Here is a 24,892-nt window from a genome sequence, read left to right as displayed (position 1 = left end):
TCGGTTTATAATAGATGCCGACGAGAAAAGGGGCAATCAGGAAACGAGGATCGATCGATGCCAAGGGTGAAAATGGAAGACATCGCTAAGATGGCGGGCGTATCCAAAAGCACGGTTTCGCAATATCTCAACAAGCGGTACGAATTCATGAGCGCCGAGACGAAGGACCGAATCGAAAAAGTGATCCGGGAAACGGGCTATCAGCCGAACACGCTCGCTCGGGGCTTGAAGGTGAAGCGAACGCAGACGATCGGCGTCATCGTCGCCAACATACTGCATTATTATTCAACGGCTGTGTGCCGGGGAATCGAGGATTACTGCAATCAACACGGTTACAATGTCATCATCTGCAATGCGGACGACGACCCCGGGAAAGAGCGCGGGTATATTGAAATGCTGCTGGCCAAACAAGCGGACGGCATTATTTGCGTGACGACGGGGGAGAACAACGAGCTGCTGGGCGATTTGGTCAGGCGCAGCTATCCGCTCGTGCTGGTCGACCGGAAAGCGGAAGGAATCGAAACAGACGGTGTCTACTCGAATAACGAACAAGGCGCGTTCGATGCGGTCGAGCATTTGATTCGGCAAGGCCACCGCCGCATCGCGCTGCTGTCGCCGGAAATCCATCGCGTGTCTACGCGGAGGGAACGTTACGCGGGATATGCGAAAGCGCATCGAACGCACGGGATTCCGTTGAACGATACATACGTCAGGTTCGTCGACGAATTTTCCGGGTTGAAAGCGCTGCTTCAGGAGCTGCTACGTTTGCCGGAGCCTCCGACGGCGCTGTTTTGTTCCAACGACTTAAGCACGGTGGAGACGCTGCGCGCGTTGAAGGAGACGGGCATCAAGGTGCCGGAACGCATCGCGATCGTCGGGTTCGACGATTCCCCCTGGACCGATTTGCTGGAGCCGCCGCTCACTCGAGTCGTTCAACGGACGTTCGAGATCGGCGCGCGCAGCGCCGAAAGACTGCTTCTAAAAATCGAGCAGCCCGACGCAGTCGAACCGACCGTGCAGATCATGGATTGCGAATTGAAAATCGGAGGAACTTGCCGATTCGGCGAGTAAGTCGAAGCGTAATGCCGCTTATCCATTCGGATAGGCGGCATTTTTCGGTCTTTACAGCGCTACTAAACCGGTTTATAATAGCGACTAAACCGGTTTATTAACTTTAAAGAGGGGGAGTACCTATGGCGCCGATTTTCGTCGCCGCTTCCGCGTTCGGAGCGGACACGGTGTCTGCGCGCGGACAGGATGCATTCATTACGATTTTGAAAGACGCTCAAGCCGACGGGATCGAAATCAGGAGGGAGCTTATCGGGGAGCCGGAGCCGGCGCTGGCACGGCTGCGAGACGCCGTCGCGCGCAGCGGGCTGCAAGCCGTTTATTCGGTTCCTGCGGAGATGTGGAGAGCGGACGGAACGTGGAACGAGCGCGAAATGGAAACCGCTTACGACGAGGCGGAGCGGGTCGGGGCGTTCCTGCTGAAAGTATCACTCGGCCGTTTCGATCCCGCGCGTTCGGATGTGGAGGCGCTGGGACGGCTGATCGCGAGCGGCCCAATCGTCGTTACGGTCGAGAACGATCAAACCGAACGCGGAGGGACGATCGAAATGCTGAGCCGTTTCTTCCGCGCCTGCCGGGAGCGGAACGTTCCGGTGAAGATGACCTTCGACATCGGCAATTGGCATTGGACGGGAGAGGAGCCGGCGATAGCGGCGGCACGGCTTTCGGAGCATGTCGCTTATATCCACTGTAAACATGCGGAACAGCGGGGCGACGCTTGGACGGCGCTTGCGCTGCCGAACGACGCGAAGGCAAGCTGGAGGGAAGTGCTTTCGGCGCTGCCGCAGCACGTTCCCTTGGCGATCGAATACCCGATTCAAGGGGACGATTTGCGGGAGTCGGCGAGACGGGAAATCGAAAGGCTTCGACTACTCGCATATTCAGAAAGCAAGGAGGCGTAACGATTGGCATGGGATGTCGTCACGTTCGGGGAAGCGATGGGGATGTTCATCGCGGAGGACGTCGGGGAGCTGCATAAGGTCTCCCGCTTTACGATGGCGCTCGCGGGAGCGGAGACGAACGTCGCCGTCGGGTTGTCCCGGCTCGGGTACAGCGTCGGTTGGGTCAGCCGCGTCGGGGACGACGCTTTCGGACGGTATATTGTCGAATCGCTGCGGGGCGAAGGGGTCGACATTAGCCGCGTGCGCGTCGACCCGCGGAGACCGACCGGGTTTCAGCTGAAATCGAAGACGCTTTCGGGCGATCCGGAGGTGCAATATTTTCGCAAAGGCTCGGCCGCGAGCGCCATGCAGGCGGGGGAGCTCGAGGAGGAGTATTTCGCAGAGGCGCGGCATTTGCACATGACGGGCATTCCGCCGGCGTTGTCGAAAGAGTCGCGCGCCTTTGCCGAGAAGGCGTTGACGCGCATGAAATCGGCGAATCGAACCGTGTCGTTCGATCCGAACTTGCGGCCGACGTTATGGGACAGCCGGGAGGAAATGATATCCGTCGTGAACGGATTCGCGTGTCAAGCCGACGTCGTGCTGCCCGGCGTCGGGGAAGGGTTCGTCTTGACCGGGTATCGCGAGCCTCGGGATATCGCCGCGTTTTATTTGGAGCGCGGAGCGAAGCTGGTCGTCGTGAAGCTGGGAGCGGACGGGGCGTATTATCGGACGGCGGACGAGGAGGCGGTCGTGCCCGGGTATTCCGTCGCGAACGTCGTCGATACCGTCGGCGCCGGAGACGGCTTCGCCGTCGGGGTGATCAGCGGCATGCTGGATGGACTGCCGCTGCGGGAAACCGTTCGCAGAGCCAACGCGATCGGCGCGCTGGCGGTGACGGCGCCGGGGGATCAGGACGGACTGCCGACCCGCGCTCAATTGGAATCGTTTATCTTCGAACATGGGGTGAACTGAATGAACGCGAACGAAACGGCCGCTTTGTCGCGGGCGCGTTGGATTCGATTGATTCCGGTTGTTTTTATAACGTACAGCTTAGCGTATTTGGACCGCGCCAATTACGGCTTCGGCGCGGCCGCCGGCATGGCGGAGGATTTGGGGATCACGGCGACGGTTTCGTCTTTGCTCGGCGCGTTATTTTTCCTAGGGTATTTCTTTTTCCAAATCCCCGGGGCGCATTACGCCGAGAAGAAAAGCGCCAAACGTCTCGTCTTCTGGTGCCTGATTTTGTGGGGAGCTTGCGCGACGGCGACGGGCTTAGTGACGAACGTGTACTGGCTTTTCGCGATCCGTTTTTTGCTCGGCGTCGTCGAGAGCGCCGTCATGCCGGCGATGCTCGTGTTCCTGAGCCACTGGTTCACGAAACGGGAACGCTCGAGAGCCAATACTTTCCTTATATTAGGCAACCCGATCACGGTGCTGTGGATGTCGGTCGTTTCCGGGTATTTGGTGGAAGCGTTTAATTGGCGGTGGATGTTCATCATCGAAGGTTTGCCGGCGGTCATCTGGGCGTTCTTTTGGTGGAAGCTGGTGGACGACCGGCCGTCCGATGCGAAGTGGCTGAGCCGGCAGGAGCAGCTCGCGATCGAAGCGGCGCTGGAGAAAGAGCAAGCGGGCATGCGCCAAGTAAGAAACTACCGCGAGGCGTTCCGCTCCCGCAGCGTCATTTTACTGTCGCTCCAATATTTTTGCTGGAGCATCGGCGTATACGGGTTCGTGCTGTGGCTGCCGTCCATCATCAAGGAGGCTTCACAGGTCGGGATCGTCGAGGCGGGCTGGTTGTCTTCCGTTCCGTACGTTTTGGCGTCGATCGGCATGCTGCTGGTGTCGTTCTTTTCCGACAAACGGTTGAACCGAAAAGCGTATGTTTGGCCGTTCCTGCTCGTCGGCGCGCTAGCGTTCTATGGTTCATTCGAGCTCGGGACTTCGAACTTCTGGCTGTCTTTCGCGCTGCTCGTCGTCGCGGGCGGGGCGATGTACGCTCCATACGGCCCATTCTTCGCATGGATTCCGGAATTGCTGCCGCGGAACGTGGCGGGCGGGGCCATGGCATTGATCAACAGCATGGGGGCGTTAGGCTCCTTCGTAGGATCATACTTCGTCGGGTTTTTGAATGCGGTTACAGGCGGACCGGGGGCTTCGTACATGTTCATGGCCGGTTCGCTGGCGCTGTCCGCCGCGCTGACGATCGCGGTGAAACCGCGCCAGACATACAATCCAGTAGACGCTATACCGAATGCGGGAGGGACGAAGCTTGAACATTCAATTGGCGTTGGACCGGCTCGCGATTGAGCGCGCGATCGCGATCGCGCGTCAGGCGGCGCCGTACGTGCAGCGGATCGAGGTCGGGACGTCGCTGATCAAGCAATTCGGCATGGACGGCGTTCGATCCGTTCGCCGCGCGTTCCCCGACCACGTCATCGTCGCGGATTTGAAGACGTTCGATAATGCAGCGTATGAATTCGACATGTGCTTCGACGCCGGGGCCGACGAGGCGACGGTGATGGGGGCAGCGCCTCCAGTCACCGTCGAAGCGTTCCTGAACGCCGCTGCGAGGCGCGGGAAGCAGGCGATCATCGACCTGTTGCACACGTCGGAGGAAGAAGGGGAGCGCCTCGCCGCATACCGGGATGCCGTATTTTGCGTACACGTCAGCAAAGACGAGCAGGAATCGGCCGGCGGAAGCGCGCAGACGGCCGCGGGCGAGCGGTCCCCGCTGCTTCGGCTCAAGCGGCAAGGGCTGCGGACGGCCGTTGCCGGCGGCATCACATTGGAGGCGCTGCGGCGGCTAGGCCCGCTGCGGCCGGACATCGCGATCGTCGGATCGGCGATTGCGCAGGCGGACGATCCGGCGGCAGCGGCGCGCGCGTTTCAAGCGATGGCGACATTATGTGCGAACGAGGGATAACGATGAATGCAATGAATACGATTTTGGAAGAAATTCAATCGGTGATCGACCGCGTCGACGAGGAGTCCGTCGATCGGTTTGCGCGGGCTTTGATCGGCGGGCAGCGCATTTTCGTCGTCGGGGAAGGGCGGTCCGGCTTTATGGCGAAAAGCTTCGCGATGCGCTTGATGCATCTCGGCGCCGTCGTGTACGTCGTCGGCGAGACGATTACCCCGGCGCTGGCGAAGGGGGATGCGATGGTCGCGGTGTCCGGTTCGGGGAGGACGGCGGCCGTCTTGACGGCAAGCGCCAAGGCGCGAGAGTTGGGCGGCACCGTCGCGGCGGTGACGACCGACGATGCGTCCAGCCTGGCGCAGCTCGCCGACATCGTGCTGCACGTGCCCGCGGCGACGAAGTACCGGCGCGAAGGAGAGCGGCGCAGCGTGCAGCCGCTCGGCTCGCTGTTCGACCAATGCGCGCACCTGCTGCTCGACGCCGTGTGCCTGCGTTACGCGGCGCTGACCGGCGCGGACCACGCGTCGGCGTTCGGCAAACATAGCAACTTGGAGCAATAAGCGCCGAGACGCAAGCTCTTCCCATCGCGGGAAGAGCTTGCCGTTCGTTCGGGGCCGCATCGCGGTCCGTTTTTGTTTTCGACTGCGGATTCGTGTACGATTGGGAATGGCAGGAAGTTATTCTCAAGAGCGGGAGGGAGCGGCATGGAAACCGGCCGGCAATCTATAAATACCGACGAACCGAACGAAAGGCATGATACGATCATCGAAGCGGATCGGCTGGTGAAAAGGTACGGCGAATTCACGGCGGTAAACGGCGTCAGCTTTCGCGTGCGGCGCGGGGAAGTGTTCGGCTTGCTCGGCCCGAACGGCGCCGGCAAAACGACGACGATGGAGATGATCGAAGGGCTCCGGCGTCCAGACGGCGGCCGGGCGATCGTCGCCGGTTTCGATACCCTGAAGGAACTGGACCGAGTGAAAGCGGTCATCGGGGTGCAGCTGCAATCGACGTCGCTGTTCGACCTGCTGACCGTCCGAGAAATTACGGAAATGTACGCGTCTTTTTACCGCAAATCGGTACCGGTGCTGCCGCTGCTCGACAGTGTCGCGTTGACCGAAAAGCTGAACGGCCGCGTCAAGCATTTGTCGGGCGGCCAAAAGCAGCGGCTCGCGATCGCGCTGGCGCTCGTGAACGATCCGCTCGTCGTGTTTTTGGACGAGCCGACGACCGGACTCGACCCGCAGGCGCGGCGGACGCTGTGGGACATCATTTTGCGGCTCAAGGAACGAGGGAAAACGATCGTGCTGTCGACGCATTACATGGACGAAGCTCATGTGCTGTGCGACCGGATTTGCCTGATGGATCAAGGGAAGGTGATCGCGCTCGACACGCCGGATTCCCTCGTCCGCAGCTTGTCCGCCGACAAAACGATCGAGTTCCGCGTCCCCGGATTCGAAACGCTGCCGCCGGACCGGCAGGAGCCGCTCCGCGCGTTCATGCGCTCGGTGCGATTCGTGAAGCAGGTGGACGAACGGAAGGACGGCTTCGCGCTGTATACCGACGATTTGCAAGGGTCGCTGACCGATTTCGTCCTGCAAGCGGACGAGCACGGGCTCCGCTTGACGGACCTCAGCACCCGGCAGGCGACGCTGGAAGACGTGTTTATCCAAATGACCGGAAGGAGCTTGCGAGAGTCATGAAAGCGTATTGGCAGTTGACGCGAGCTCAGCTGAAGCTGTTTTCCCGCAACCGGCAGGTGTTGTTTTTCTCGCTCTTTTTCCCGATTTTGCTCATGCTCGCGCTCGGCTCGTTTCTCGGGAACGGCAATCAAGTGAATCTTGCGGGCGCCGTCGTCGACCGCGACCGAACGGATGCGTCGTCCGGAACGATCGAACGGCTGCTCGCGGCGAAACCGCTCGGGCTGGCGGCGGCCGAAGCGGAAGGGGAAGCGTTGGAACGGCTTCGGAACGGCGACCTGCAGCTCGTCGTCGTCGTGCCCGAGGGGTACGGCGCGGCGGTCGCGAGCGGGCAGCCGGCCGAAATTGAAGTGTATTACGATGAACAAAACATGGCGGCGTCGGAGCTCGCCGTGCAGTATGTCTCCTCCGTCGTCGACGGCATCAGCAAGGAGATGACGGGGTACGTTCCGGCAGTGCGGGCGGCGCCGAAGCCGGTGGAATCGCTCGATTTGCGGTATATCGACTTTCTCGTTCCCGGCATAATCGCGATGATGATCATGTCCAGCAACTTGAACGGCGTCGCAGGGCAAATTTCGTCTTGGCGCGAGCGCGGCGTGCTTCGCCGCATGCAGAGCACGACGCTGAAGGCGGGCACGTTCCTCGCGGGGCAAATTACGGCGCGGCTTCTGCTGAACGGCATGCAAGCGGTCATCGTGCTGCTCGTCGCCTTCCTCGCGTTCGGCACGCAGATGAAAGGCTCGTGGGCGCTTGCCTTGTTCTATATCGTGATCGGAACGCTCGTGTTTATGTCGATCGGGTTTATTATCGCGGGGCTCGCCAAAACGCCGGAAAGCGCCGGACCGATTGCCGGTCTGATCTCGTTCCCGCTTATGTTTCTCGGCAATGTCTTCTTCCCGGTGCGCAACATGCCGGAATGGCTTCAGCCGATCGTCGCGTCGCTCCCGATTACGCATCTGTCCGACGCGATTCGCGGGGTCATGAACGCGGGGGCGGGAATCGCCGAGCTGTGGGTCCCGACGGCGGTGCTCTGCGCTTGGCTCGTCGGCGCGTTCCTCGTCGCGAGCCGCACGTTCAAATGGGAATGATCCGGCTTGAGCCGGAAACGACGGCGGAGATGGGTCTCGCGGACGTTGCGGCCGTCTTCGGACAAGTGGTATATTTTGTATGCGACTAACGTTAGGGAGATGGAATCATGTATCGAACGATTCAAGAGTTTTTGACGGACTGGAGCCGGGAAGAGAGATTCACGCTGCAAGTGTTGGAGACGTTGACGGACGATTCGCTCTCGCAGGCGGTATCGGACAAGCAGCCGAGAACGCTGGGCGACCTGGGCTGGCATCTGGCCGGCTCGATCGGCGCGTTCCTGGGCGCGAGCGGAGTTACGCTCGAAGGACCGGATTATCGGCAGCCGACGCCGACTCGAGCCGCCGACATCGCGGAGGCGTATCGTCAGTTAAGCGCGTCCGCCGCGAAGGCGCTGAAGGAGCAGTGGAGCGATGAGAAGCTTGCGGAGAAGCTGCAGTTATTCGGCTTCATCGACACGACGTACGCCGGCGTGTTGACGACGCTCGTCCGCCACCAAATTCACCACCGCGGCCAAATGACGATTCTCATGCGGCAAGCCGGTCTCGTCGCTCCCGGCATTTACGGCCCGAACGAGGAAGAGACCGCGGCGATCCAAGCTTCGCGCGGATAATCGCGCCGCCTCCCAAACCTCGCAGCCTTAGTCCGGCGTTCTCGGCCGTACTAAGGCTGTTTTTTCGTTTGGGCGGGGCTGCTCGTCCGATTATGGAAATTGTACCTTCCGCACGTAGGACCGAAGAGTTTCCTTCGTGAAAGGTTTGATCAAAAAGTCGTTCGCCCCGCAAGTCAAAGCCTTCTTGATGAAAAATTGCTGCCCCATCGCGGACATCATGACGATGTAAGCCCTCGAGTTTACGTGTCTAATCTCCTCGAGCGCGGCGATCCCGTCCATATCCGGCATGGTAATATCCAACGTAATAAAGTCAAAGTCAATAAGTTTACATAACGCAACGGCTTCGACCCCGTTTTCAGCTTCCGTAATGTCAAACCCTTCCTGAGTCAAGACGTCTTTGATCATCATGCGCATAAAGGCGGAGTCGTCGACGAGCAGAGCTTTCGGCATTTGAACGGTCCTTTCATCGTCAAAATAAAAAACTCCCTTACCAAAGGGAGTCGAATAGAACCCACTTTCGGCAGCTGGCTGGCGTAGTTGTACACTGTAGCCCCTATAGCTTTGCGTCGCTGGTTTTCACCAGGTTTGCCATTATCGTGTAGAAATTGATGTTATTAAGAATTATAGCAATGGTTTCGAAAAGGCGAAAGCGTAAAGTTGAAAATGGATCGCGATTCGCAACGTGGGTCCATGTCCCGAGTCGCGCAGCAAGGTTACAGACGCCGTGCCCACAGTGAAGACGGCGCCGTATGCTGTTATAAACCGGGGAGCGTGAATCGCGATGATATATGACTACGCAATGCGCGAGGCGGCGTTCCCTGACAACGAGAACAAGATCGTTCGCGCGCCTGTCTTGCGTTCCGCGCAGGTTCCGGAGGACATCCGATGAAAAGGCGATCGCTCGTTTGGGAACTGCTGTTCGCTGCGTATTGTCTCGCAGCGGGAATCTGCCTGCTCGTAAAATAATAACCGGCTGCCGGCGTGTCGCCGGCGGCCTTGCTCCGTTTCGGTCTTCAGTCGACCTCGGAAATAAAAAATTTTCCATGGGGTATACTACCAGCGACCGAATGTTTTCGTACCTGCGTACGCTCAGGAGGATGGATCTATGAATTGGACGGTATGGAACCTGAACCGAGTCATCATTTTGTTCGTCGGTTTGGCATACCTGTTGGTGGGCATTCAAGTGACGCTCTACCATTACAGACAAAATTTTCGAGGCAAATCGATGTGGGCTCCTGTGATCATTTCCCCGCTGCTGTTCGTCAGCGGCGTTCTGCTCGCCTTTTATCGGTCCGCTTGGTCTCTGAATTTGTTTCTCGCGCTGCTCGTGTTAGGAGCGCTGATCGGCGTAATAGGCGTATATTTTCACTGGCGCGGCGTAGGCCGACGGGTCGGCGGTTACGAGCTGCGCAACTTTATGATCGGCCCTCCGGTCGTGCTGCCGATGATTTTCGCCGCCCTCGCCGTCTTTGGCCTGGTCGGCGTTATGTGGTAGAAGGAGGCTGACCGAGTGAAGAAGCAGCTGCCCGTCGTTTCCCATTATCGAGATTACAATGTGTTAGAGGAACAGGATCACTGGGATCCGCATACCCGCAGCATCGTTCGGCGCCGCTTGGAACCGAAGCGGAGCTTCCGGTTTCTGACTCCGGAGGAGGGTCGGCGGCTTGCCGCCATCGTCGGGCGGCTCGTCGACGAATCCCGCGAAGAGATCGTGCAGTTCGTCGTGGAGCACATGGATCGAACGCTCGCCGACAGCATCGGCGAAAGCGAACGTAAGAAGGGACTTCCCCCGGCGCGGGAGCTCGTTCGGTCCGGGTTGTCCGCGTTAGAACAAGCGACGCAGGCGCGTTTCGGCGATTCGTTCCCGAACCTCCCGCTCCAAGAGCAGATCGCGATGCTGAAGGAAATCAGCGAAGGCCGCGGCGAACCGGAGCATGTGTGGCAGAGCGTCCCTCAATCGGCGCTGTTCCAAAAATGGCTCAACCTCGCCGTAGAGGCTTATTATTCTCATCCCTACGTGTGGTCGGAAATCGGCTACGGCGGTCCGGCGTACCCCCGCGGTTACGTGCGCGCCGAAATTGGTGTTCTGGATCCATGGGAAGCGCAACCTACTAAAACGAGTAAAGAGTGATGCTGATGCTGGAGCGAAGATATGCGAACGAGGAAGTCGACGTCGTCATCGTCGGTGCCGGCACCGCGGGCGGCATTCTGGCGAAGGAGCTCGCGGAAGCCGGAATGAAGGTAGTGCTTCTGGAAGCGGGCCCTTTATACGACCCGCAGGACGACTTCGCCAGCGACGAGCTTTCGATGAAAAGTTTGGGATGGCAGGATACGCGAATCGTCGACGGCAGCGATCCGTTGAAGCTGGGACACAACACGTCCGGCCGCGGGGTAGGCGGCGGAAGCCTCCACTGGACAGGGGTGGCGCTGCGCTTCCATAACGCGGATTTCAACGCCCGCACGATAGACGGCGTAGCCGACGATTGGCCTATCAATTATTGGGATTTGGAACCTTACTACGATCGCATTGAAAACGACATCGCCGTATCCGGTCCGAAACATTTTCCTTGGGGAGAGTTTCACGGTCCGTACCCGTACCCCGAACGGGAGCCGCTCAGCCCGAACGCGTACATGTTCCGCAACGGCTGCGAGAAACTCGGCATCCGATCCAGCGTAGCGCCTCTCGCCATTTTGTCGGCGCCGTTCGAGGGACGTCCGCCCTGCATTAACCGGGGCTTCTGCAATCAAGGCTGCATGCCGAATTCCAAGTACAGCTCCTTGATCGTCCATATTCCCAAAGCGCTTAAGGCGGGGGCGGAGCTGCTGCACGAGTGCATGGTGACGGGGATCGACATGGGCAAGGACGGAAGAGCGAAAGGCGTTACTTTCGTACATAAGGGAAATTCGTACACGCAGCGTGCCAAACTGGTGATCGTATCCGCCTTCGTGATCGAAACTCCGCGTTTGCTGCTGAATTCCGCTACCCCGCAGTTTCCGGACGGACTGGCCAACAGCAGCGGCTGGGTCGGGAGAGCGATCATGACCCACAGCAGCTACGACGTGTACGCTTGGTTCGAGAAGGAGATCCGCCTGTATAAGGGCACTCCGGTGCTGGCGACGACGCAGGATTTTTACCGCACCGATCCGAACAACGACTTCGTCCGCGGGTATACGCTGCACGCCCATGGCTCGCGCCCCGTCTCGTTCGCCACCTCGATCGCGCAGCATGAAGGCGGATGGTTGTGGGGAGAACAGCTGCGGCGGACGATGCTGGATTACAACCATTACGGACGGGTCACTATGGTCGGGGAGGTGCTTCCGAATCCGGAAAACCGAGTGACGTTGTCGCAGGACAAGGACGAGCACGGGCTGCCAAGAGCGAAAGTGACGTTCAGCTACGGGGAGAACGATAAACGTCTCATTCGCCACGCGGTGAACAAAATGAAAGAAATTCTCGAGGCGGAAGAGGGGCAGGTGGAGTTCGTCGTATCGGATTCGGCGCACTTAATGGGGGGCTGCCGGATGGGAGACGACCCAAGCGCTTCCGTCGTAAATTCATATGGTCAATCCCATGACATTCCTAACCTGTTCGTGTGCGATGCGAGCATCTTCGTCACTTCCGGCGCGGGGAATCCGACGGAAACGGTCATGGCGCTCGCGCTTCGTACCGCCGATTATATTAAGGAGAAGGCGGCGAAGCTGGAACTATAGCGGCGTTGTATCGACCGCCTCAAGGGGATCGTAATATAATCGATATAAGAATCCTTGAGAAAGCGGGGCGTCGTTATGCAGGAGTTGATCGGTGCATGCGTCGAGTGCGAGAAGCCGGTCTATTGCAAAGAGGGGTTCCTGGACGGCGTGCTGATCGAAAATCATCGCGTCCTCTGTTTTCCGTGTAACGACCGGCGGGCCGCGGCGGCTCCGACCGCGAAAGAGGGGCTGCATGATCGCGCCAAAGAGACTCCTTAACGCGCTGTTCATCGCTTGTTCCGTCTTCGGTCTTCTGCTTGCCGCTTGCGGTGGGGAACGGAGCGAGCGATCCGAGCGAGGGAACGATCGAGAGGAGACGGCGGATTATCGATTCCCCGAGTCCGTACAACTCCAATTCGAGCCGGTCGAAAGGATCCCCCTCGTGAATTCAGGGGCGGAAGCGGGCTGGGTGCACACGCAAACCGTGCCGTTCGGTTCGATCGACGGGGATGCTGTCGTTCTGGATGTGTATAAAGTGCCTGAAAGCGAATTATGCGGGGCCGATTACGAACGGGTCGTACTGTTGAACCATAAAGACGCGGCATACCGGTACCCGAATGCTTGTTTCTCGGCAAGCATCGAAGACGAACTACGCGAACAGACGGGAGCGCTCTTCAAGTTGGATTACAAGAGCTACGAACAAGGAGCGACGTCCGCGGTGCATGGCGCCGTCGAATTGGCCGCCAACGGACCGGGCCGATTAGCGTATTACTACTTCGACGCCGCGCAAGAACGCTGGTTCGTTTTCGAAGAATGGGGATCCCCTCGGGCAGTCGACCTGGACGGCGATGGGGCGGAGGAGCTTGTGATTCATTTCCCCGGGCTGCATATGAGCCGGCCGGATGTGACCGTAATGCGTTGGCATGCCGAAGGAATTTCCTCCAGCGGTTCCGTCAAGAGCGTGCTTGGCGTACCGAACGCCTCGTACAGCATGGTATCGGCGATGGATCGGGATCGCAGCATCGAGATCGAGGTTACGGCGATCACGGGCCTTGACCCGGAAACGTATGTAACGGCAAGATATGGATATGAAAACGGGATCCTGATCCTTCAAACTCAATAATGGTCGTGCGCAGAAGACCTCCGTTTCGCCTGATTAGGGCGAGGACGGAGGTCTTTTAACATAATAAAACACAATAATATCTGTTTAATGCGCAATTAAAATGTTTTATATGTCCAATTAATAATATATAATACGTCACAAACGGAAAGGTGTGCTATTATTTCTATAAAAGAGAAGGAGGTTTTTTCCATGGGGATTGGCATTAGCGGGATGGGGCGAATCGGCCGCCTGCTTATCCGCAGCATGTTTATGCATGGGCGGCTGACGCGGCAGTTGAAAGCGATCAATTGCATGTATCCGCCGGAAACGATCGCTCACTTGCTCAAATACGACACAGTGCACGGCACCTGGGATGCGGAGTTCGAAGTGTCGGAAGGACGGCTGCGCATTAACGATACGTGGATCGACGTCGTAGGCGAACGGGAGCCGGAAAACATTCCGTGGGCGAACGCAGGCGTCGAGCTGGCGATTGACGCGACCGGCAAATTCAATCGCCGGGAGGGAGCTGGCGGACATCTGGCGGCCGGGGCAAGGAAGGTCATCATTACGGCGCCGGGCCAACGGATGGATCGCACGATCGTCATGGGCGTCAACGACCGAAGTTACGATCCATCCCAGCATTCATTGTTGTCGGCAGCGTCCTGCACGACGAACTGCGTGGCGCCGATTTTGAAGGTCATCGACGACGCTTTCGGGGTGCAGAGCGGCTGGGTCACGACCGTCCATGCGCTGACGTCGGACCAAAAACATGTGGACAATCCGCATAAAGATTTGCGAAGGGCGCGCGCGTGCACGCAGTCGATTATCCCTACCTCTACAGGATTGAGTTCGGCATTGGCCGACGTTCTACCGGGTCTCGCATCGCGGATTCACGGGGTTTCGGTGCGCGTCCCCACGCAGGACGTCTCGCTCGCCGACTTCACGCTGCAATTGAAGCGGGACGCCGGGGCCGAGGATGTGAAAGCCGCGTTCCGCGCCGCAGCCAGAGGGGATTACGCGCATTATATCGGATACACGGAAGAGCCGCTCGTATCCGCCGATTTCGTAGGCAACAGCAAATCCGCCGTCGTCGACGGGCTGTCGGTGGAGGCGGTCGACGGGCACGTCAAGATCCTTGCCTGGTATGACAATGAGTGGGCTTATGCTTGCCGCGTCGTCGAACTCGCGGAATGGGTCCTGGTCAAGGAAGAGGCGGGAGGCGCCCGCAAACATCTTATTCCTTCGTAAATGAAAAGAAAGGGACGATGAGCGTGGAAACAACCTTCGAGCGTGAGGATATTCTCCGATCGATCCGACCGTCCGGTTCGGCCCGGATGTATCGGAATCTTACCGCGGCGCAGCTGGTGGAGCTGGCGGTTGTCCGCCGCGAAGCGACGATCGCCTCGTCGGGGGCGTTATCCGTCGCGACGGGCGCTATTACCGGCCGTTCGCCGCGAGATAGATTTATCGCCGCGGAGCCCGCCGTGTCCGAATATATCGACTGGGGGGCCGTGAATCAACCGATCGAGCCGCGGCATGTCGAGCAGCTTTACTCCCGCGCGCTCGAATATATGCGGGGGAAGGAACTGTTCGTATTCGACGGTTACGCGGGCGCGGATCCCCGGTACCGGCTGCCGATCCGAGTCATTAACGAATATGCGTGGCAAAACTTGTTTGCGCGGCAGCTGTTGATTCGACCGGAGGCGAGCGAGCTCGACCGGTTCCGCCCGGACTTCACCGTCATCGCGCTGCCGGGGCTGCAGGCGGATCCGGCGCAGGACGGGACGCGGTCGGAAACGTTCATCGTCATCTCCTTCGAACGAAAGCTCGTTCTGATCGGCGGAACGCATTATGCGGGGGAAATCAAAAAGTCGATATTCAGCGTATTGAACTTCCTACTGCCTTTCCGCGGCACGCTTCCGATGCACTGCTCCGCGAATGTCGGGGAAAGCGGCGACGTCGCGCTGTTTTTCGGATTGTCCGGCACAGGGAAAACGACGCTCTCTGCAGATCCGAGCCGGCGTCTGATCGGCGACGACGAACACGGATGGTCGGAGACGGGCGTCTTTACGTTCGAAGGCGGCTGCTATGCGAAATGCATTGGGTTGTCGCGAGACAAGGAGCCGCAAATTTGGGACGCGGTCCGGTTCGGCGCCGTGCTGGAGAACGTGGCGGTAAACCCGGAGACGAGAGTCGCCGATTACGACGACCGTTCGATAACGGAAAATACGCGCGCGGCGTATCCGATCGATCACATCCCCGGGGCCGTCATTCCCGGCGCCGCGGGCCATCCGAACGTGATCGTCTTCTTAACGGCCGACGCCTTCGGCGTCCTGCCGCCGATATCGAAATTAACGAAAGAGCAGGCGATGTATTATTTTCTCTCCGGGTATACGTCCAAGCTGGCCGGGACGGAGCGCGGCGTCACGCGGCCGGAGGCGACGTTCTCGACCTGCTTCGGCGCGCCGTTCCTGCCGCTTCGGTCGAATGTGTACGCCGACATGTTGGGCCGAAACATCGAGCGGCATCAGACGAGGGTTTACCTTGTGAATACGGGATGGTCCGGCGGACCGTACGGGGTAGGGGAACGTATCGCTTTGCGCTATACCCGGTCGATGATCGCCTCCGCGCTGAACGGCTCGATCGAACAGGCGTTGTATGCCGTCGATCCGTTCTTCCGATTGGCTTATCCCACGGCGCTGCCGGGCGTGCCGGCACATTTGTTGAATCCGAAATCGACTTGGAGCGATCCGAACGCTTACGACGAGGCGGCGCGCAGTCTCGTGGCGCGTTTCGCGGAAAATTTCAAGCGGTTTGAGGGAATGTGCACGCCGTGTTTGTAGAAAACTAGGAATCTCGCTCCTCCCTTTCTTTCCGGAGATCGCCGTGATATAGTTCATTTCTAGACACTAGCGATTCCGAAAAATAGGAGGGGTGCGCATGCGAATTGTGTCGCTATGCCCCAGCAATACCGAATTGGTCGGTTACCTCGGCGCCGAGCGGATGCTCGTCGGCGTGGACGATTATTCGACATGGCCGGCTTCGATCAAGGACTTGCCTCGCTTAGGGAGCGATTTGCACATCGATATGGACCGCGTGGAGGCGCTCCGTCCGGACCTGATCCTTGCCTCCTTGTCGGTGCCCGGAATGGAACGTAACATCGAGGAGCTTACGAAGCGGGGCCTCCCGTTCCTCACGCTCGCGCCTCACAGCCTAAGCGACATTCGCGACAATTTGCTGACGGTCGGCGAGGCGATCGGCTGCGGTCCGCGCGCGATCGAGGTTGCCCGCGCTTACGATCGGTGTATTGAAGACTACCGCGATCGAAGCCAACGCGTCGCAGAGCCGATCAGCCTGTACTGGGAATGGTGGCCGAAACCCGTATTTACGCCTGGCGGCGGAAACTGGCTGACGGAGATCAGCGAGCTGGCAGGCGCGCGCAACGTCTTCGCGGACGACCCGAGACCGAGCGTGAAGACGGATACGGACGATGTGCGCGAGAGAAACCCGAGCGCGATCGCTCTTGTATGGGTGGGCATTCAACCGGACAAAGTGAAGCCGGAGCTCGTCTACGCTCGGGACGGCTGGAGCGGGATCGATGCCGTCAAGGAGCGGAGGGTGTTTCCGCTCGACGAGCCGTTGTTTTGCCGCCCTTCGCCGAGGCTGCTGACCGGCATGCGCAAGCTGGCGGCGATGCTGCATCCCGCAGTGTTTCCCCCTTATGACGAGGAGGAAGACGACCCGCTGCTGCAGTCTGGAAGTTGAATCATAAAGTGGACCGCGATAACGCGGTCTGCTTTTTTTTATTTTGGAACAGCAAACAATTAACTCATAACGAGAAAAATTTATTGATAAACGATAAACAACATGATAAACTCTAGACCATAATCAAATGCGAGGTGCTTAGGATGAAACGTGGAACAACGCTTTTTTTGAGGGCAGCTGTCATTGTGATCGGGATCCCGGTTCTTGCTTTGTGCATCTTTGTGGTGCCCGGGATCGGGAATTTCGCAGCGGAATTGTATCCGGAATATCCGTTTCTCCGCTATCTCGTTCTCGCCGATTTGTACGCAGCCGCGATTCCGTTTTACTTCGCGCTGGTCCAAGCGTTCAAGCTGCTTGGTTACATCGACGCGAACAAAGCTTTCTCGGATTTATCCGTAGAGGCTTTAAAGAAAATTAAATACTGCGCGACCGCCATCTCCGGCTTGTACGTCATCGGCTTGCCGTTGTTTTATCTCCTGGCGGAGAGAGACGACGCTCCAGGCATCATCTTAATCGGACTGGTGCTCATTTTCGCCTCCATGGTGATCGCCGTATTCGCCGCTGTTCTCGAAAAGCTCTTGAAAGAGGCGATCGATATTAAATCGGAAAACGAGTTGACGGTGTGAGGTGAAGGCTATGGCGATTATAATTAATATCGATGTCATGCTGGCGAAAAGGAAAATGAGCGTAACCGAGCTTTCGGAGAGGGTGGGGATCACGATGGCCAATCTCTCCATCTTGAAAAACGGCAAGGCCAAAGCGATCCGATTCTCCACGCTAGAGGCGATTTGCAAAGCTTTGGATTGTCAGCCCGGCGATATTTTGGAATACAAAAGCGACGAATGAGTCAGCCGAAACGGCAGGAAAGTCGGCCATGGGAGACGGCGTTCATGCATTCGATCGTTCAACTGCTGCATTTCGGCTATCATCAGGCGATGAGCTGCATATTTCCCGCAGCCATTTTCGGAACCTTAGCGCTGTCGAGTTACATCGAAATCCCTTTCATGTACCGGTATGACGCCATTCTGCTAGCCCTGCTCGCGGTGCAGTTTTTCATGTACCGCAGCGGATTGGAGACGCGCGACGAACTGAAAGTGATCTGCGTGTTTCACTTAATCGGTTTGTTGCTGGAAATCTACAAGGTCAGGATGGGATCATGGTCTTATCCTGAGCCCGCATATACGAAGCTGTTCGGCGTTCCGCTCTACAGCGGGTTTATGTATGCCAGCGTCGCCAGCTACATGTGCCAGGTATGGCGCAGACTGAAGATGGATATGACCGGCTGGCCGGGGCTTTCTTCGGCAGGATGGCTGGGCGGGGCGATCTATTCGAACTTTTTCACCCATCATTATATCCCTGATATTCGCTGGTGGTTGAAGGCGATCGTGGTTGTCGTCTTTTGGCGAACATGGATCATTTACCGAGTGCGGCATGCGACGTACCGGATGCCTTTGATATTGGCTTTCTTCCTCGTAGGTTTTTTTATCTGGTTAGCCGAGAATATCGCTACGTTTTTCGACGCTTGGAAATATCCGGACCAGCACGACGCTTGGCAGATCGTCGGCTTCGGGAAAATCAGTTCATGGTTTCTTCTCGTCATTATAAGCGTCATCATTGTTGCTCAGCTGAAAGTTGTGAAAGCCGGCAGGAAGGCGGTGCATGCGGGGACGAAAGCGGAGGAACGGGAAAACGTTGCCAAATAAAGGATTTTGTCCGCCGGGGCGCGAATATATTCCCAAGTTTCGAATCCTGCGATGGAAGGTGGAGCGAGTATGCAGAAGAGAACGCTGGGAAGGATCGGTCACGAAAGCTCGGTCGTTATGTTCGGAGCGGCGAGCCTCGGGAGCGTCACGCAAGAGGAGGCCGATGCGTCCATAACGTACGCATTGGAACACGGCGTCAACCACTTCGACACGGCGGCCAGTTACGGGAATGCCGAAGAGCGGATGGGTCCGATCATCAGCAAAGTTCGGAACGACATCTTTTTGGCGACCAAAACCGGGGAACGGACGAAAGAAAAAGCCAAAGAGGAGATTTACCGCTCTTTGGAGCGGATGAAGGTCGATTCCGTCGATTTGCTCCAGCTGCATGCCGTCGGCACGATCGAGGAGCTGGACAAGTGCACGGGCAAAGGCGGTTCGCTCGAGGCGGCCGTCGAAGCTCGGGAGGAAGGCATCGTCAAACATATCGGCATTACGGGACACGGGCATGAAGCGCCGGCGACGCACTTGGAAGCGCTTCGGCGGTATCCGTTCGAAACGGTGCTGCTGCCGTTGAATTATTACATGTATTCCATGCCCGAATACCGGGACGCGCTCGACGCGCTGATGGAGGAAGCCGGCAAGCAGCGGGCGGCGGTTCGCGTCATCAAGGCGATCGCGAAGCGCCCTTGGGGGGAAGACCAGCAGAAACGTTACGCCACTTGGTATGAACCGTTCGACGAACAGAAAGTGATCGACGCGTGCGTCCATTTCGTATTGTCGTTCCCGAACGTCGTCGGGTTCGCGAGCGCCGGCGACGTTCGCTTGTTCCCGAAAATCGTGGACGCCGCCGAAAGATACGGCGCCATGACGGACGAGGAAGCGAGCTCCATCCTGCGTTCGATCGCGGAATACGCCTCCGTCTTCGGCGCTCCGAATTGATCTTCCATAAGGTTGTACATAAGCCCCCGGTCCGGGGGCTTTTTTTGCGGTCGCCGGCGGCGAACGGCAGGTAAACAAAAGATACCGGATGTAAAGATCGCCCACTTCCGGCCTCGTTTTCCCTCCTTCTATAATCATGCTATAGGAGGAGGTAAGCCATGTCGAACCACACGAAGCTCAAAAGAAAAAATGGTCAACTGCACCTAATGATCGTACCCGGCCTGTTTTTAATCGCGGTGTTCAGCTATTTGCCGATGGCGGGATTAACGATCGCCTTTCAAGATTTCAACCCGATCGTAGGCTTCGAAAGAATTCAATGGAACGGATGGGGCAACTTCGAGTACATGATGGCGCTGCCGGATTTCATCCCTGCCGTTCGCAATACCGTCATCATCTCCGTGATGAAAATCACGGCTGGAATCGTTGTCCCGGTGATCGTAGCGCTCTTGTTGAACGAAGTGCGGTCCGTCTTGTTCAAGCGCTCCGTTCAAACGATCGTGTACATGCCTCACTTCTTTTCGTGGGTCATTTTGGGCGGAATCGTGATCGACATTCTGTCTCCCAGCGAAGGCATCGTGAACGTCATCATCAAACGGCTCGGCGGTTCGGCGATCCCGTTCCTCTCCAGCAACGATTGGTTTCGGTACGTATTGGTGGTCACCGATCAATGGAAGGAATTCGGGTTCAGCACCATCGTCTATTTGGCGGCGCTCACCTCGATCGACCAAAGCTTGTACGAAGCCGCATCGATCGACGGGGCGGGGCGCGGGCGGCAAACGTGGCATATCACGCTGCCCGGCATTCGTCCGATCGTCATTCTGATGTCTACGTTAAGCTTGGGGAATATCCTCAACGGAGGATTCGACCAAGTGTTTAACTTATACAACCCGATGGTATACGAGACTGGCGATATTCTCGATACGCTCGTTTACCGAATCGGAATCGTGCAGACGCAATACGGCGTGGCGGCGGCGATCGGGCTCATTAAATCGGTGGTCTCCCTGGCGTTAATCGGCGTAGGGTATTGGCTTGCTTATCGATTCGCGAAATACCGGATCTTCTAAAGGAGGAAGCGCTCAATGCATATTACGACGCCAAGATACAGGATATTTCTTGTGTTGAACTACACGGTTTTATCGGCGCTCACCTTGCTTTGTTTGTTCCCCGTGCTGAACGTGCTGGCAGTATCTTTCAGTTCGAGCTCGGCGGTGGGGACGGGGCGGGTATTTTTGTGGCCGGTTGAATTTACATTGCAATCTTACGGCTTCGTACTAAAGAGCGGCGAGTTCACGACCTCTTTCCTGAACAGCGTCATCCGCGTGGCACTCGGCGTCGCGATCAGCACCGCGGTGACGATTTTGGTGGCATACCCTTTGTCGAAGGAAAGCCAAACGTTCCCGCAGCGCACGCTTTACGCATGGATCTTCGTATTTACGATGCTGTTCAACGGCGGAATGATTCCCAGCTACCTCGTGGTGAAGGAGCTGCATCTGCTGGACACGATCTGGGCTCTCGTGCTGCCTACGGGCGTTCAAGTGTTTAATATTTTGCTTATGCTGAACTTCCTTCGCGGTTTGCCGAAAGAACTGGAAGAGGCGAGCTTCATCGACGGGGCGAGCCATTTCCAAACGCTCGTCCGGGTGTACCTGCCGATCTCGCTGCCGAGTTTGGCGACGATCGTGCTGTTCACGTTAGTCATGCATTGGAATTCATGGTTCGACGGGATGCTGTACATGAATCGGACCGAAAACTATCCGCTGGCGACGTATTTGCAGTCGGTGCTCAACAAGACCTCGATTCCGCAAACGAACCTGACGCTGGAACAGGTGCAGCTTCTCGAAACCGTTTCGAGCCGTACGATACGAGCGGCGCAAATTTTTATTGCCGCGCTCCCGGTGTTGCTCGTGTATCCGTTTTTGCAGAAGTATTTTGTCAAAGGTCTAGTATTGGGGAGCGTTAAGGGGTAACATATTGGAAAAAATCAAAGGCGGCCGATGGCATGTACTCGAAGTGGAACTCCATCTTCCTCAAGCTAATCTCGACGTTTTTCGTGCTGATTCTTCCGTTGTACGGGCTGAGCGTGTGGCTCACCTTCAATAGTTCAGGACAGATGCGAGAGGAGATTGAACGTTCCTACGAATCTGTCCTTCTTTACCATTATTCCAATCTGGAATTTGAACTAGGCAGAATTAATAGCATGCTAGTCGAGTATTCTTTGGATGGGGAGCTCGCCGATTTCAGTACGATGGCGCCGATTATGTCAAACTACGAAATCGATCGAAGATTAAATAATATTTTCTTGAAAATTAGTCAAATGAAGTCCAGCAGTCCCTATATGGAGGATGTGCGCTACTATATCCCTTCGCTGGGCAAGCTTGTATCGGTCAGGGGGGGAATAACGAATATTCCGGCCAGCGAGTGGAGAGGGCTGCTGGCAAGCAACGCTCATATTCCCGGCACGATCTCGGAATATCAAGGCAGTTATTATCTTGGAAAATCGACGCCGGAGCTGCTGGGCGATGCGGATGCTCCGAATTTTCTGCTCGTCGCTCAGCTCTCTACCAAAGAGCTTACGAAGCAGCTGCGCGCCATCCGGAAGGAAGGACATGGCGGGGCGTTTCTCGCGTTCGGCGCCCTCGGCTCCGTCATCGTTTCGGATGAAACGCTTCGCGAGGAGTTCGGCAGCTATATCCCGCTTCGGGAAGAAGCGGCGAACGGAAACGTCGTTCGAACGGAGTCGGAAGACGGATACTATTACTCGACGACGAGCCGTTCATATGATTTCGAGTTGGTTACCTATATTACGAAGGATGTGCTTTTAAAGCCGATTCAACAATATACCGGGTGGATGCGAAGCCTGACCGTCGTGTCCTGCGTATTAATTCTCGTATTCACATACGGAATCTACCAACTGATCCAACAGCCGCTGCTGAAGCTCATCCGCGGCTTCCGCGCGATGGAACGCGGCCGCATGAACCAAATCGACCATCGGCGGGGCGACGAATTCGGTTATTTGTACAATCAATTTAATATTATGCAGCAGCGCCTGCACGCCTTGATCGAAGATAATTATGTGCAGCGCATCCGCATGCAGGACGCGGAACTCAAGCATCTGCAATCGCAAATTTCTCCTCATTTCTTATACAACAGTTTGTTTACGATCAAGCAGATGGCCGAGCTCGAGAATACGGAGGATATCAAATTGTTCTCCGAATATCTGGGTCAATATTTCCGGTTTATGACGCGCGACTTTAATAAGGAGGTACCGCTTGCGAACGAATTGGAGCACTCCTTAGCATACCTGCACATCCAAGAAATCCGATTTTCCAATCGCATTCGTGTCGAAACGGAGCTTCCCGAGAAGCCTTACCTTTCGATTATGGTGCCCCGCATTATTTTGCAGCCCGTTTTGGAAAACGTATTCAATCACGGATTGGTCCAGAAAGCCGAAAAAGGCGTTCTGAAAGTAAGCTGGCGAGCGGATGAAACGATGCTGGCGATCGTTGTCGAAGATAACGGAGACGCGCTGACGGACGAACGGCTGCGGAGCCTGCAAAACAAGCTGGAGAACGTGTCCGATTCCGTCCAGGAGGGGGAGACGACCGGCTTAATGAACGTCCACCACCGGCTGCGGATCCGATTCGGTCCGCCTTACGGTCTTGCCTTGTCCAGGAGCTCGCTTGGAGGGTTGAAAACCGAAATCAGGCTTCCTCTTCACCAGAACGGAAAGGAGTCGGAATCTCATGTATCGATTGATGATCGTGGATGACGAGCCGATTATCGTGAACGGTCTTCACGAGTATTTCATGAAAAGGAAGCTGCCCGATGTTGAAATTGTAACCGCTTTTTCCGCAACGGAGGCGCTCTCTTGGCTGAATTCCATTAAGATCGACGTCGTGCTGAGCGATATTCACATGCCCGGCATGGACGGCATGGAATTGCTCGACCGGATCGAGAAGCAGTGGCCTCGGTGCAAGGTCATTTTGCTGACGGGGCATGACGAGTTCGAATACGCTCATAAAGCGTTGCGCAGCGCATGCGTAACGGACTATATTCTGAAAACCGAAGGCATGGATACGATCGGGCCGGCGGTAAACCGCGCGTTGAGTATCGTCAAGGACGAGCTGTCGGTCTATCACCAACAGGAGTGGTTGTATCGGGAGCTTCCGAGAGCGATCGCGCAGCTGCAGAGGCAGCTGGTGCTGGATTTGGTGCGGAGGACGGAAAAGTCGTCTTTTCGGAGCGTTCAGAACGAGTTAGACGCATTGAAGCTCCCTTTCAAGGCGGCAGAACCTCTTCTCCTCATCTCGCTGTTCGTCGAGGAATGGGGGAAGTACAAGCCGGGTTACGAACGGGATTTGATGCTGTTTGGCATCGGCAACATTACGGAAGAGCTGCTCGGCACGAGAGCCGTCGTGAAATGCGTGCAGTACGACGGCAACTCGCTGCTTGCGCTCATTCAACCGATCGATCAACCGTTCTTCGGGGCTGTCAAACGGGAAGAGCTCACGGTGAATTTCACGCATGGAACCTTGGAGACGGTGCAGCAGGTTTGCCGCGATTTGTTCGGCCTCTCGCTGTCCGTGGCGGCCAGCGGGACATTTTTCCCTTTCGAAAATATTGCGCGGGAAACGCAGCGTCTGCGCCTAGCTATCTTGAACGGAAAATCGAGAGGAGCGGAGCGTCTCACGATCGTGCGCGAGGAAGAGGACGGCGATCGGGCGGACGCGGAGCAGTTCGGCAGGTTGTCGGCGCGCTACGTGCTGGAAAAATTACAGCAAAGCTTGCTGGAGGAAGGCGGGGGGGAATGGTCCGAGTTTTACAGGAAACTCATCGCCCTGTTTCCGGAGGAAGGACCGAACGATCCGTTCGACCGCTTGGTCGTGCTGCAAGCGTTATGCAAGCATTGCCTTGTCAGCCTGGAGGAGCTTGGCATGAAGGATCTCGCGATTTCGCAAGCGAACTTGCTCGCCATGTTGGAGTTCAACGTGAAGACGCCTTGGGTGGAAGTCGTCGCGTTTTTCCAATCGCTGTTCGAATGGGTGCAGAGCGTACGCTGCGACAACGTCAAGAGGGAAGAATCGAATCTCATCGGTTTAATTCATTATTACATTCAGAATCATCTTCATGGGGATCTCTCTTTATCGCGAATCGCGAGGGAAGTGTCGTTAAACCCTTCGTATTTGTCCCGATGGTATAAGCAAACCTGCGGGAAAGGTCTTTCGGATTACATTCAGGAGACGAAAATCGAGCGCGGGAAACAATTGCTGCAAACGACAAATTACAAAATGCACGAAATCTCGGAGATGCTCGGTTTTACGGATCCGCATTATTTCTTCCGTTTCTTCAAGAAGAGCGTCGGCTGCACGCCGCAGGAATACCGCAATCGAACGTCGAGTTGACGAACGGCAAACAAGTAAACGAAAGA

Annotated in this window: 26 protein-coding genes and 1 riboswitch; of the genes, 25 read left to right on the top strand and 1 reads right to left on the bottom strand. The window is 57.0% G+C overall.

All coding sequences use genetic code 11. From position 1 onward, the window contains the following. Window positions 1-57 precede the first annotated feature (57 nt). The 9 genes from VE009_RS24000 to VE009_RS23960 all read left to right on the top strand — a co-directional run bounded on the left by VE009_RS24000 (window position 58) and on the right by VE009_RS23960 (window position 8,265). The gene (locus tag VE009_RS24000; protein ID WP_325012102.1) at window positions 58-1,071 is read left to right on the top strand and encodes a LacI family DNA-binding transcriptional regulator; all 1,014 of its coding nucleotides are present in this window, start codon (window positions 58-60) and stop codon (window positions 1,069-1,071) included. A gap of 122 nt (window positions 1,072-1,193) precedes the next feature. Further along, complete coding sequence (locus VE009_RS23995) at window positions 1,194-1,970, top strand: sugar phosphate isomerase/epimerase family protein (protein WP_325012100.1); 777 nt, start codon at window positions 1,194-1,196, stop codon at window positions 1,968-1,970. A gap of 3 nt (window positions 1,971-1,973) precedes the next feature. Continuing rightward, window positions 1,974-2,924 (top strand): sugar kinase, encoded by a 951-nt coding sequence (locus tag VE009_RS23990; RefSeq protein ID WP_325012098.1) that lies wholly within the window; start codon window positions 1,974-1,976, stop codon window positions 2,922-2,924. After that, window positions 2,925-4,259 (top strand): MFS transporter, encoded by a 1,335-nt coding sequence (locus VE009_RS23985; protein ID WP_325012096.1) that lies wholly within the window; start codon window positions 2,925-2,927, stop codon window positions 4,257-4,259. Continuing rightward, a complete protein-coding gene (locus tag VE009_RS23980; RefSeq protein WP_325012094.1) occupies window positions 4,222-4,875 on the top strand; it encodes an orotidine 5'-phosphate decarboxylase / HUMPS family protein in 654 nt (217 codons plus the stop codon). The genes VE009_RS23985 and VE009_RS23980 overlap by 38 nt, the downstream gene beginning before the upstream one ends. Window positions 4,876-4,877: 2 nt before the next feature. After that, window positions 4,878-5,429 carry a 6-phospho-3-hexuloisomerase gene (gene hxlB, locus VE009_RS23975; RefSeq protein ID WP_325012092.1) on the top strand — a complete coding sequence of 184 codons (552 nt, stop codon included), beginning with the start codon at window positions 4,878-4,880 and terminating at the stop codon, window positions 5,427-5,429. Window positions 5,430-5,573: 144 nt separating this feature from the next. After that, entirely contained in the window at window positions 5,574-6,569 is a 996-nt protein-coding gene (locus VE009_RS23970) for an ABC transporter ATP-binding protein (protein WP_325012090.1), read from the top strand. Continuing rightward, window positions 6,566-7,654: an ABC transporter permease gene (locus VE009_RS23965; RefSeq protein WP_325012088.1), complete on the top strand. Its 1,089-nt coding sequence runs from the start codon at window positions 6,566-6,568 to the stop codon at window positions 7,652-7,654. Before VE009_RS23970 ends, VE009_RS23965 begins: the two co-directional genes overlap by 4 nt. A gap of 107 nt (window positions 7,655-7,761) precedes the next feature. Then, entirely contained in the window at window positions 7,762-8,265 is a 504-nt protein-coding gene (locus tag VE009_RS23960; protein ID WP_325012086.1) for a DinB family protein, read from the top strand. A gap of 90 nt (window positions 8,266-8,355) precedes the next feature. On the opposite strand, the gene VE009_RS23955 is transcribed toward VE009_RS23960, so the two are convergent. Continuing rightward, a complete protein-coding gene (locus tag VE009_RS23955; RefSeq protein WP_325012084.1) occupies window positions 8,356-8,715 on the bottom strand; it encodes a response regulator in 360 nt (119 codons plus the stop codon). Between the two features lie 66 nt (window positions 8,716-8,781). Beyond that, window positions 8,782-8,865, bottom strand: a riboswitch (cyclic di-GMP riboswitch). Window positions 8,866-9,370: 505 nt separating this feature from the next. On the opposite strand from VE009_RS23955, the gene VE009_RS23950 reads away from it, so the two are divergent. The 16 genes from VE009_RS23950 (at window position 9,371) to VE009_RS23875 (ending at window position 24,866) form a co-directional block, all read left to right on the top strand. Then, window positions 9,371-9,760 carry a hypothetical protein gene (locus tag VE009_RS23950; RefSeq protein ID WP_325012082.1) on the top strand — a complete coding sequence of 130 codons (390 nt, stop codon included), beginning with the start codon at window positions 9,371-9,373 and terminating at the stop codon, window positions 9,758-9,760. A 15-nt stretch (window positions 9,761-9,775) separates the two neighbouring features. Then, complete coding sequence (locus VE009_RS23945) at window positions 9,776-10,396, top strand: gluconate 2-dehydrogenase subunit 3 family protein (RefSeq protein ID WP_325012081.1); 621 nt, start codon at window positions 9,776-9,778, stop codon at window positions 10,394-10,396. A gap of 5 nt (window positions 10,397-10,401) precedes the next feature. Then, a complete protein-coding gene (locus VE009_RS23940) occupies window positions 10,402-11,976 on the top strand; it encodes a GMC family oxidoreductase (RefSeq protein WP_325012079.1) in 1,575 nt (524 codons plus the stop codon). Window positions 11,977-12,051: 75 nt separating this feature from the next. Beyond that, a complete protein-coding gene (locus VE009_RS23935; protein WP_325012077.1) occupies window positions 12,052-12,234 on the top strand; it encodes a hypothetical protein in 183 nt (60 codons plus the stop codon). Beyond that, window positions 12,209-13,078, top strand: coding sequence for a hypothetical protein (locus VE009_RS23930; protein ID WP_325012075.1), 870 nt, complete (start codon window positions 12,209-12,211; stop codon window positions 13,076-13,078). Before VE009_RS23935 ends, VE009_RS23930 begins: the two co-directional genes overlap by 26 nt. A 189-nt stretch (window positions 13,079-13,267) precedes the next feature. Next, on the top strand, window positions 13,268-14,305 hold the full coding sequence (gap, locus tag VE009_RS23925; protein WP_325012073.1) for a type I glyceraldehyde-3-phosphate dehydrogenase: 1,038 nt from the start codon (window positions 13,268-13,270) through the stop codon (window positions 14,303-14,305). Window positions 14,306-14,322: 17 nt separating this feature from the next. Further along, window positions 14,323-15,900 carry a phosphoenolpyruvate carboxykinase (ATP) gene (gene pckA, locus VE009_RS23920; RefSeq protein ID WP_325012071.1) on the top strand — a complete coding sequence of 526 codons (1,578 nt, stop codon included), beginning with the start codon at window positions 14,323-14,325 and terminating at the stop codon, window positions 15,898-15,900. Window positions 15,901-15,997: 97 nt separating this feature from the next. Next, window positions 15,998-16,822: a cobalamin-binding protein gene (locus VE009_RS23915; protein ID WP_325012069.1), complete on the top strand. Its 825-nt coding sequence runs from the start codon at window positions 15,998-16,000 to the stop codon at window positions 16,820-16,822. Between the two features lie 143 nt (window positions 16,823-16,965). Next, window positions 16,966-17,448: a DUF2975 domain-containing protein gene (locus tag VE009_RS23910; RefSeq protein ID WP_325012067.1), complete on the top strand. Its 483-nt coding sequence runs from the start codon at window positions 16,966-16,968 to the stop codon at window positions 17,446-17,448. A gap of 10 nt (window positions 17,449-17,458) precedes the next feature. After that, the gene (locus VE009_RS23905) at window positions 17,459-17,668 is read left to right on the top strand and encodes a helix-turn-helix transcriptional regulator (protein WP_325012065.1); all 210 of its coding nucleotides are present in this window, start codon (window positions 17,459-17,461) and stop codon (window positions 17,666-17,668) included. Window positions 17,669-17,712: 44 nt separating this feature from the next. Next, window positions 17,713-18,525, top strand: coding sequence for a DUF817 domain-containing protein (locus tag VE009_RS23900; RefSeq protein WP_325012063.1), 813 nt, complete (start codon window positions 17,713-17,715; stop codon window positions 18,523-18,525). Window positions 18,526-18,594: 69 nt separating this feature from the next. Continuing rightward, window positions 18,595-19,464 carry an aldo/keto reductase gene (locus VE009_RS23895; RefSeq protein WP_325012061.1) on the top strand — a complete coding sequence of 290 codons (870 nt, stop codon included), beginning with the start codon at window positions 18,595-18,597 and terminating at the stop codon, window positions 19,462-19,464. A gap of 158 nt (window positions 19,465-19,622) precedes the next feature. Then, window positions 19,623-20,528 carry an ABC transporter permease gene (locus VE009_RS23890; RefSeq protein WP_325012059.1) on the top strand — a complete coding sequence of 302 codons (906 nt, stop codon included), beginning with the start codon at window positions 19,623-19,625 and terminating at the stop codon, window positions 20,526-20,528. Between the two features lie 15 nt (window positions 20,529-20,543). Then, entirely contained in the window at window positions 20,544-21,431 is an 888-nt protein-coding gene (locus VE009_RS23885) for a carbohydrate ABC transporter permease (protein ID WP_325012057.1), read from the top strand. Window positions 21,432-21,463: 32 nt separating this feature from the next. Then, the gene (locus VE009_RS23880) at window positions 21,464-23,233 is read left to right on the top strand and encodes a sensor histidine kinase (RefSeq protein WP_325012055.1); all 1,770 of its coding nucleotides are present in this window, start codon (window positions 21,464-21,466) and stop codon (window positions 23,231-23,233) included. Beyond that, on the top strand, window positions 23,208-24,866 hold the full coding sequence (locus VE009_RS23875; RefSeq protein WP_325012053.1) for a response regulator transcription factor: 1,659 nt from the start codon (window positions 23,208-23,210) through the stop codon (window positions 24,864-24,866). Before VE009_RS23880 ends, VE009_RS23875 begins: the two co-directional genes overlap by 26 nt. The last annotated feature ends 26 nt before the right edge of the window (window positions 24,867-24,892 follow it).

The sequence above is a fragment of the Paenibacillus sp. genome, assembly GCF_035645195.1.
Classification (GTDB): Bacteria; Bacillota; Bacilli; order Paenibacillales; family YIM-B00363; genus Paenibacillus_AE.
The sequence above is the reverse complement of the archived record's forward strand: the minus strand, read 5'-3'. Positions and strand labels throughout refer to the sequence as shown.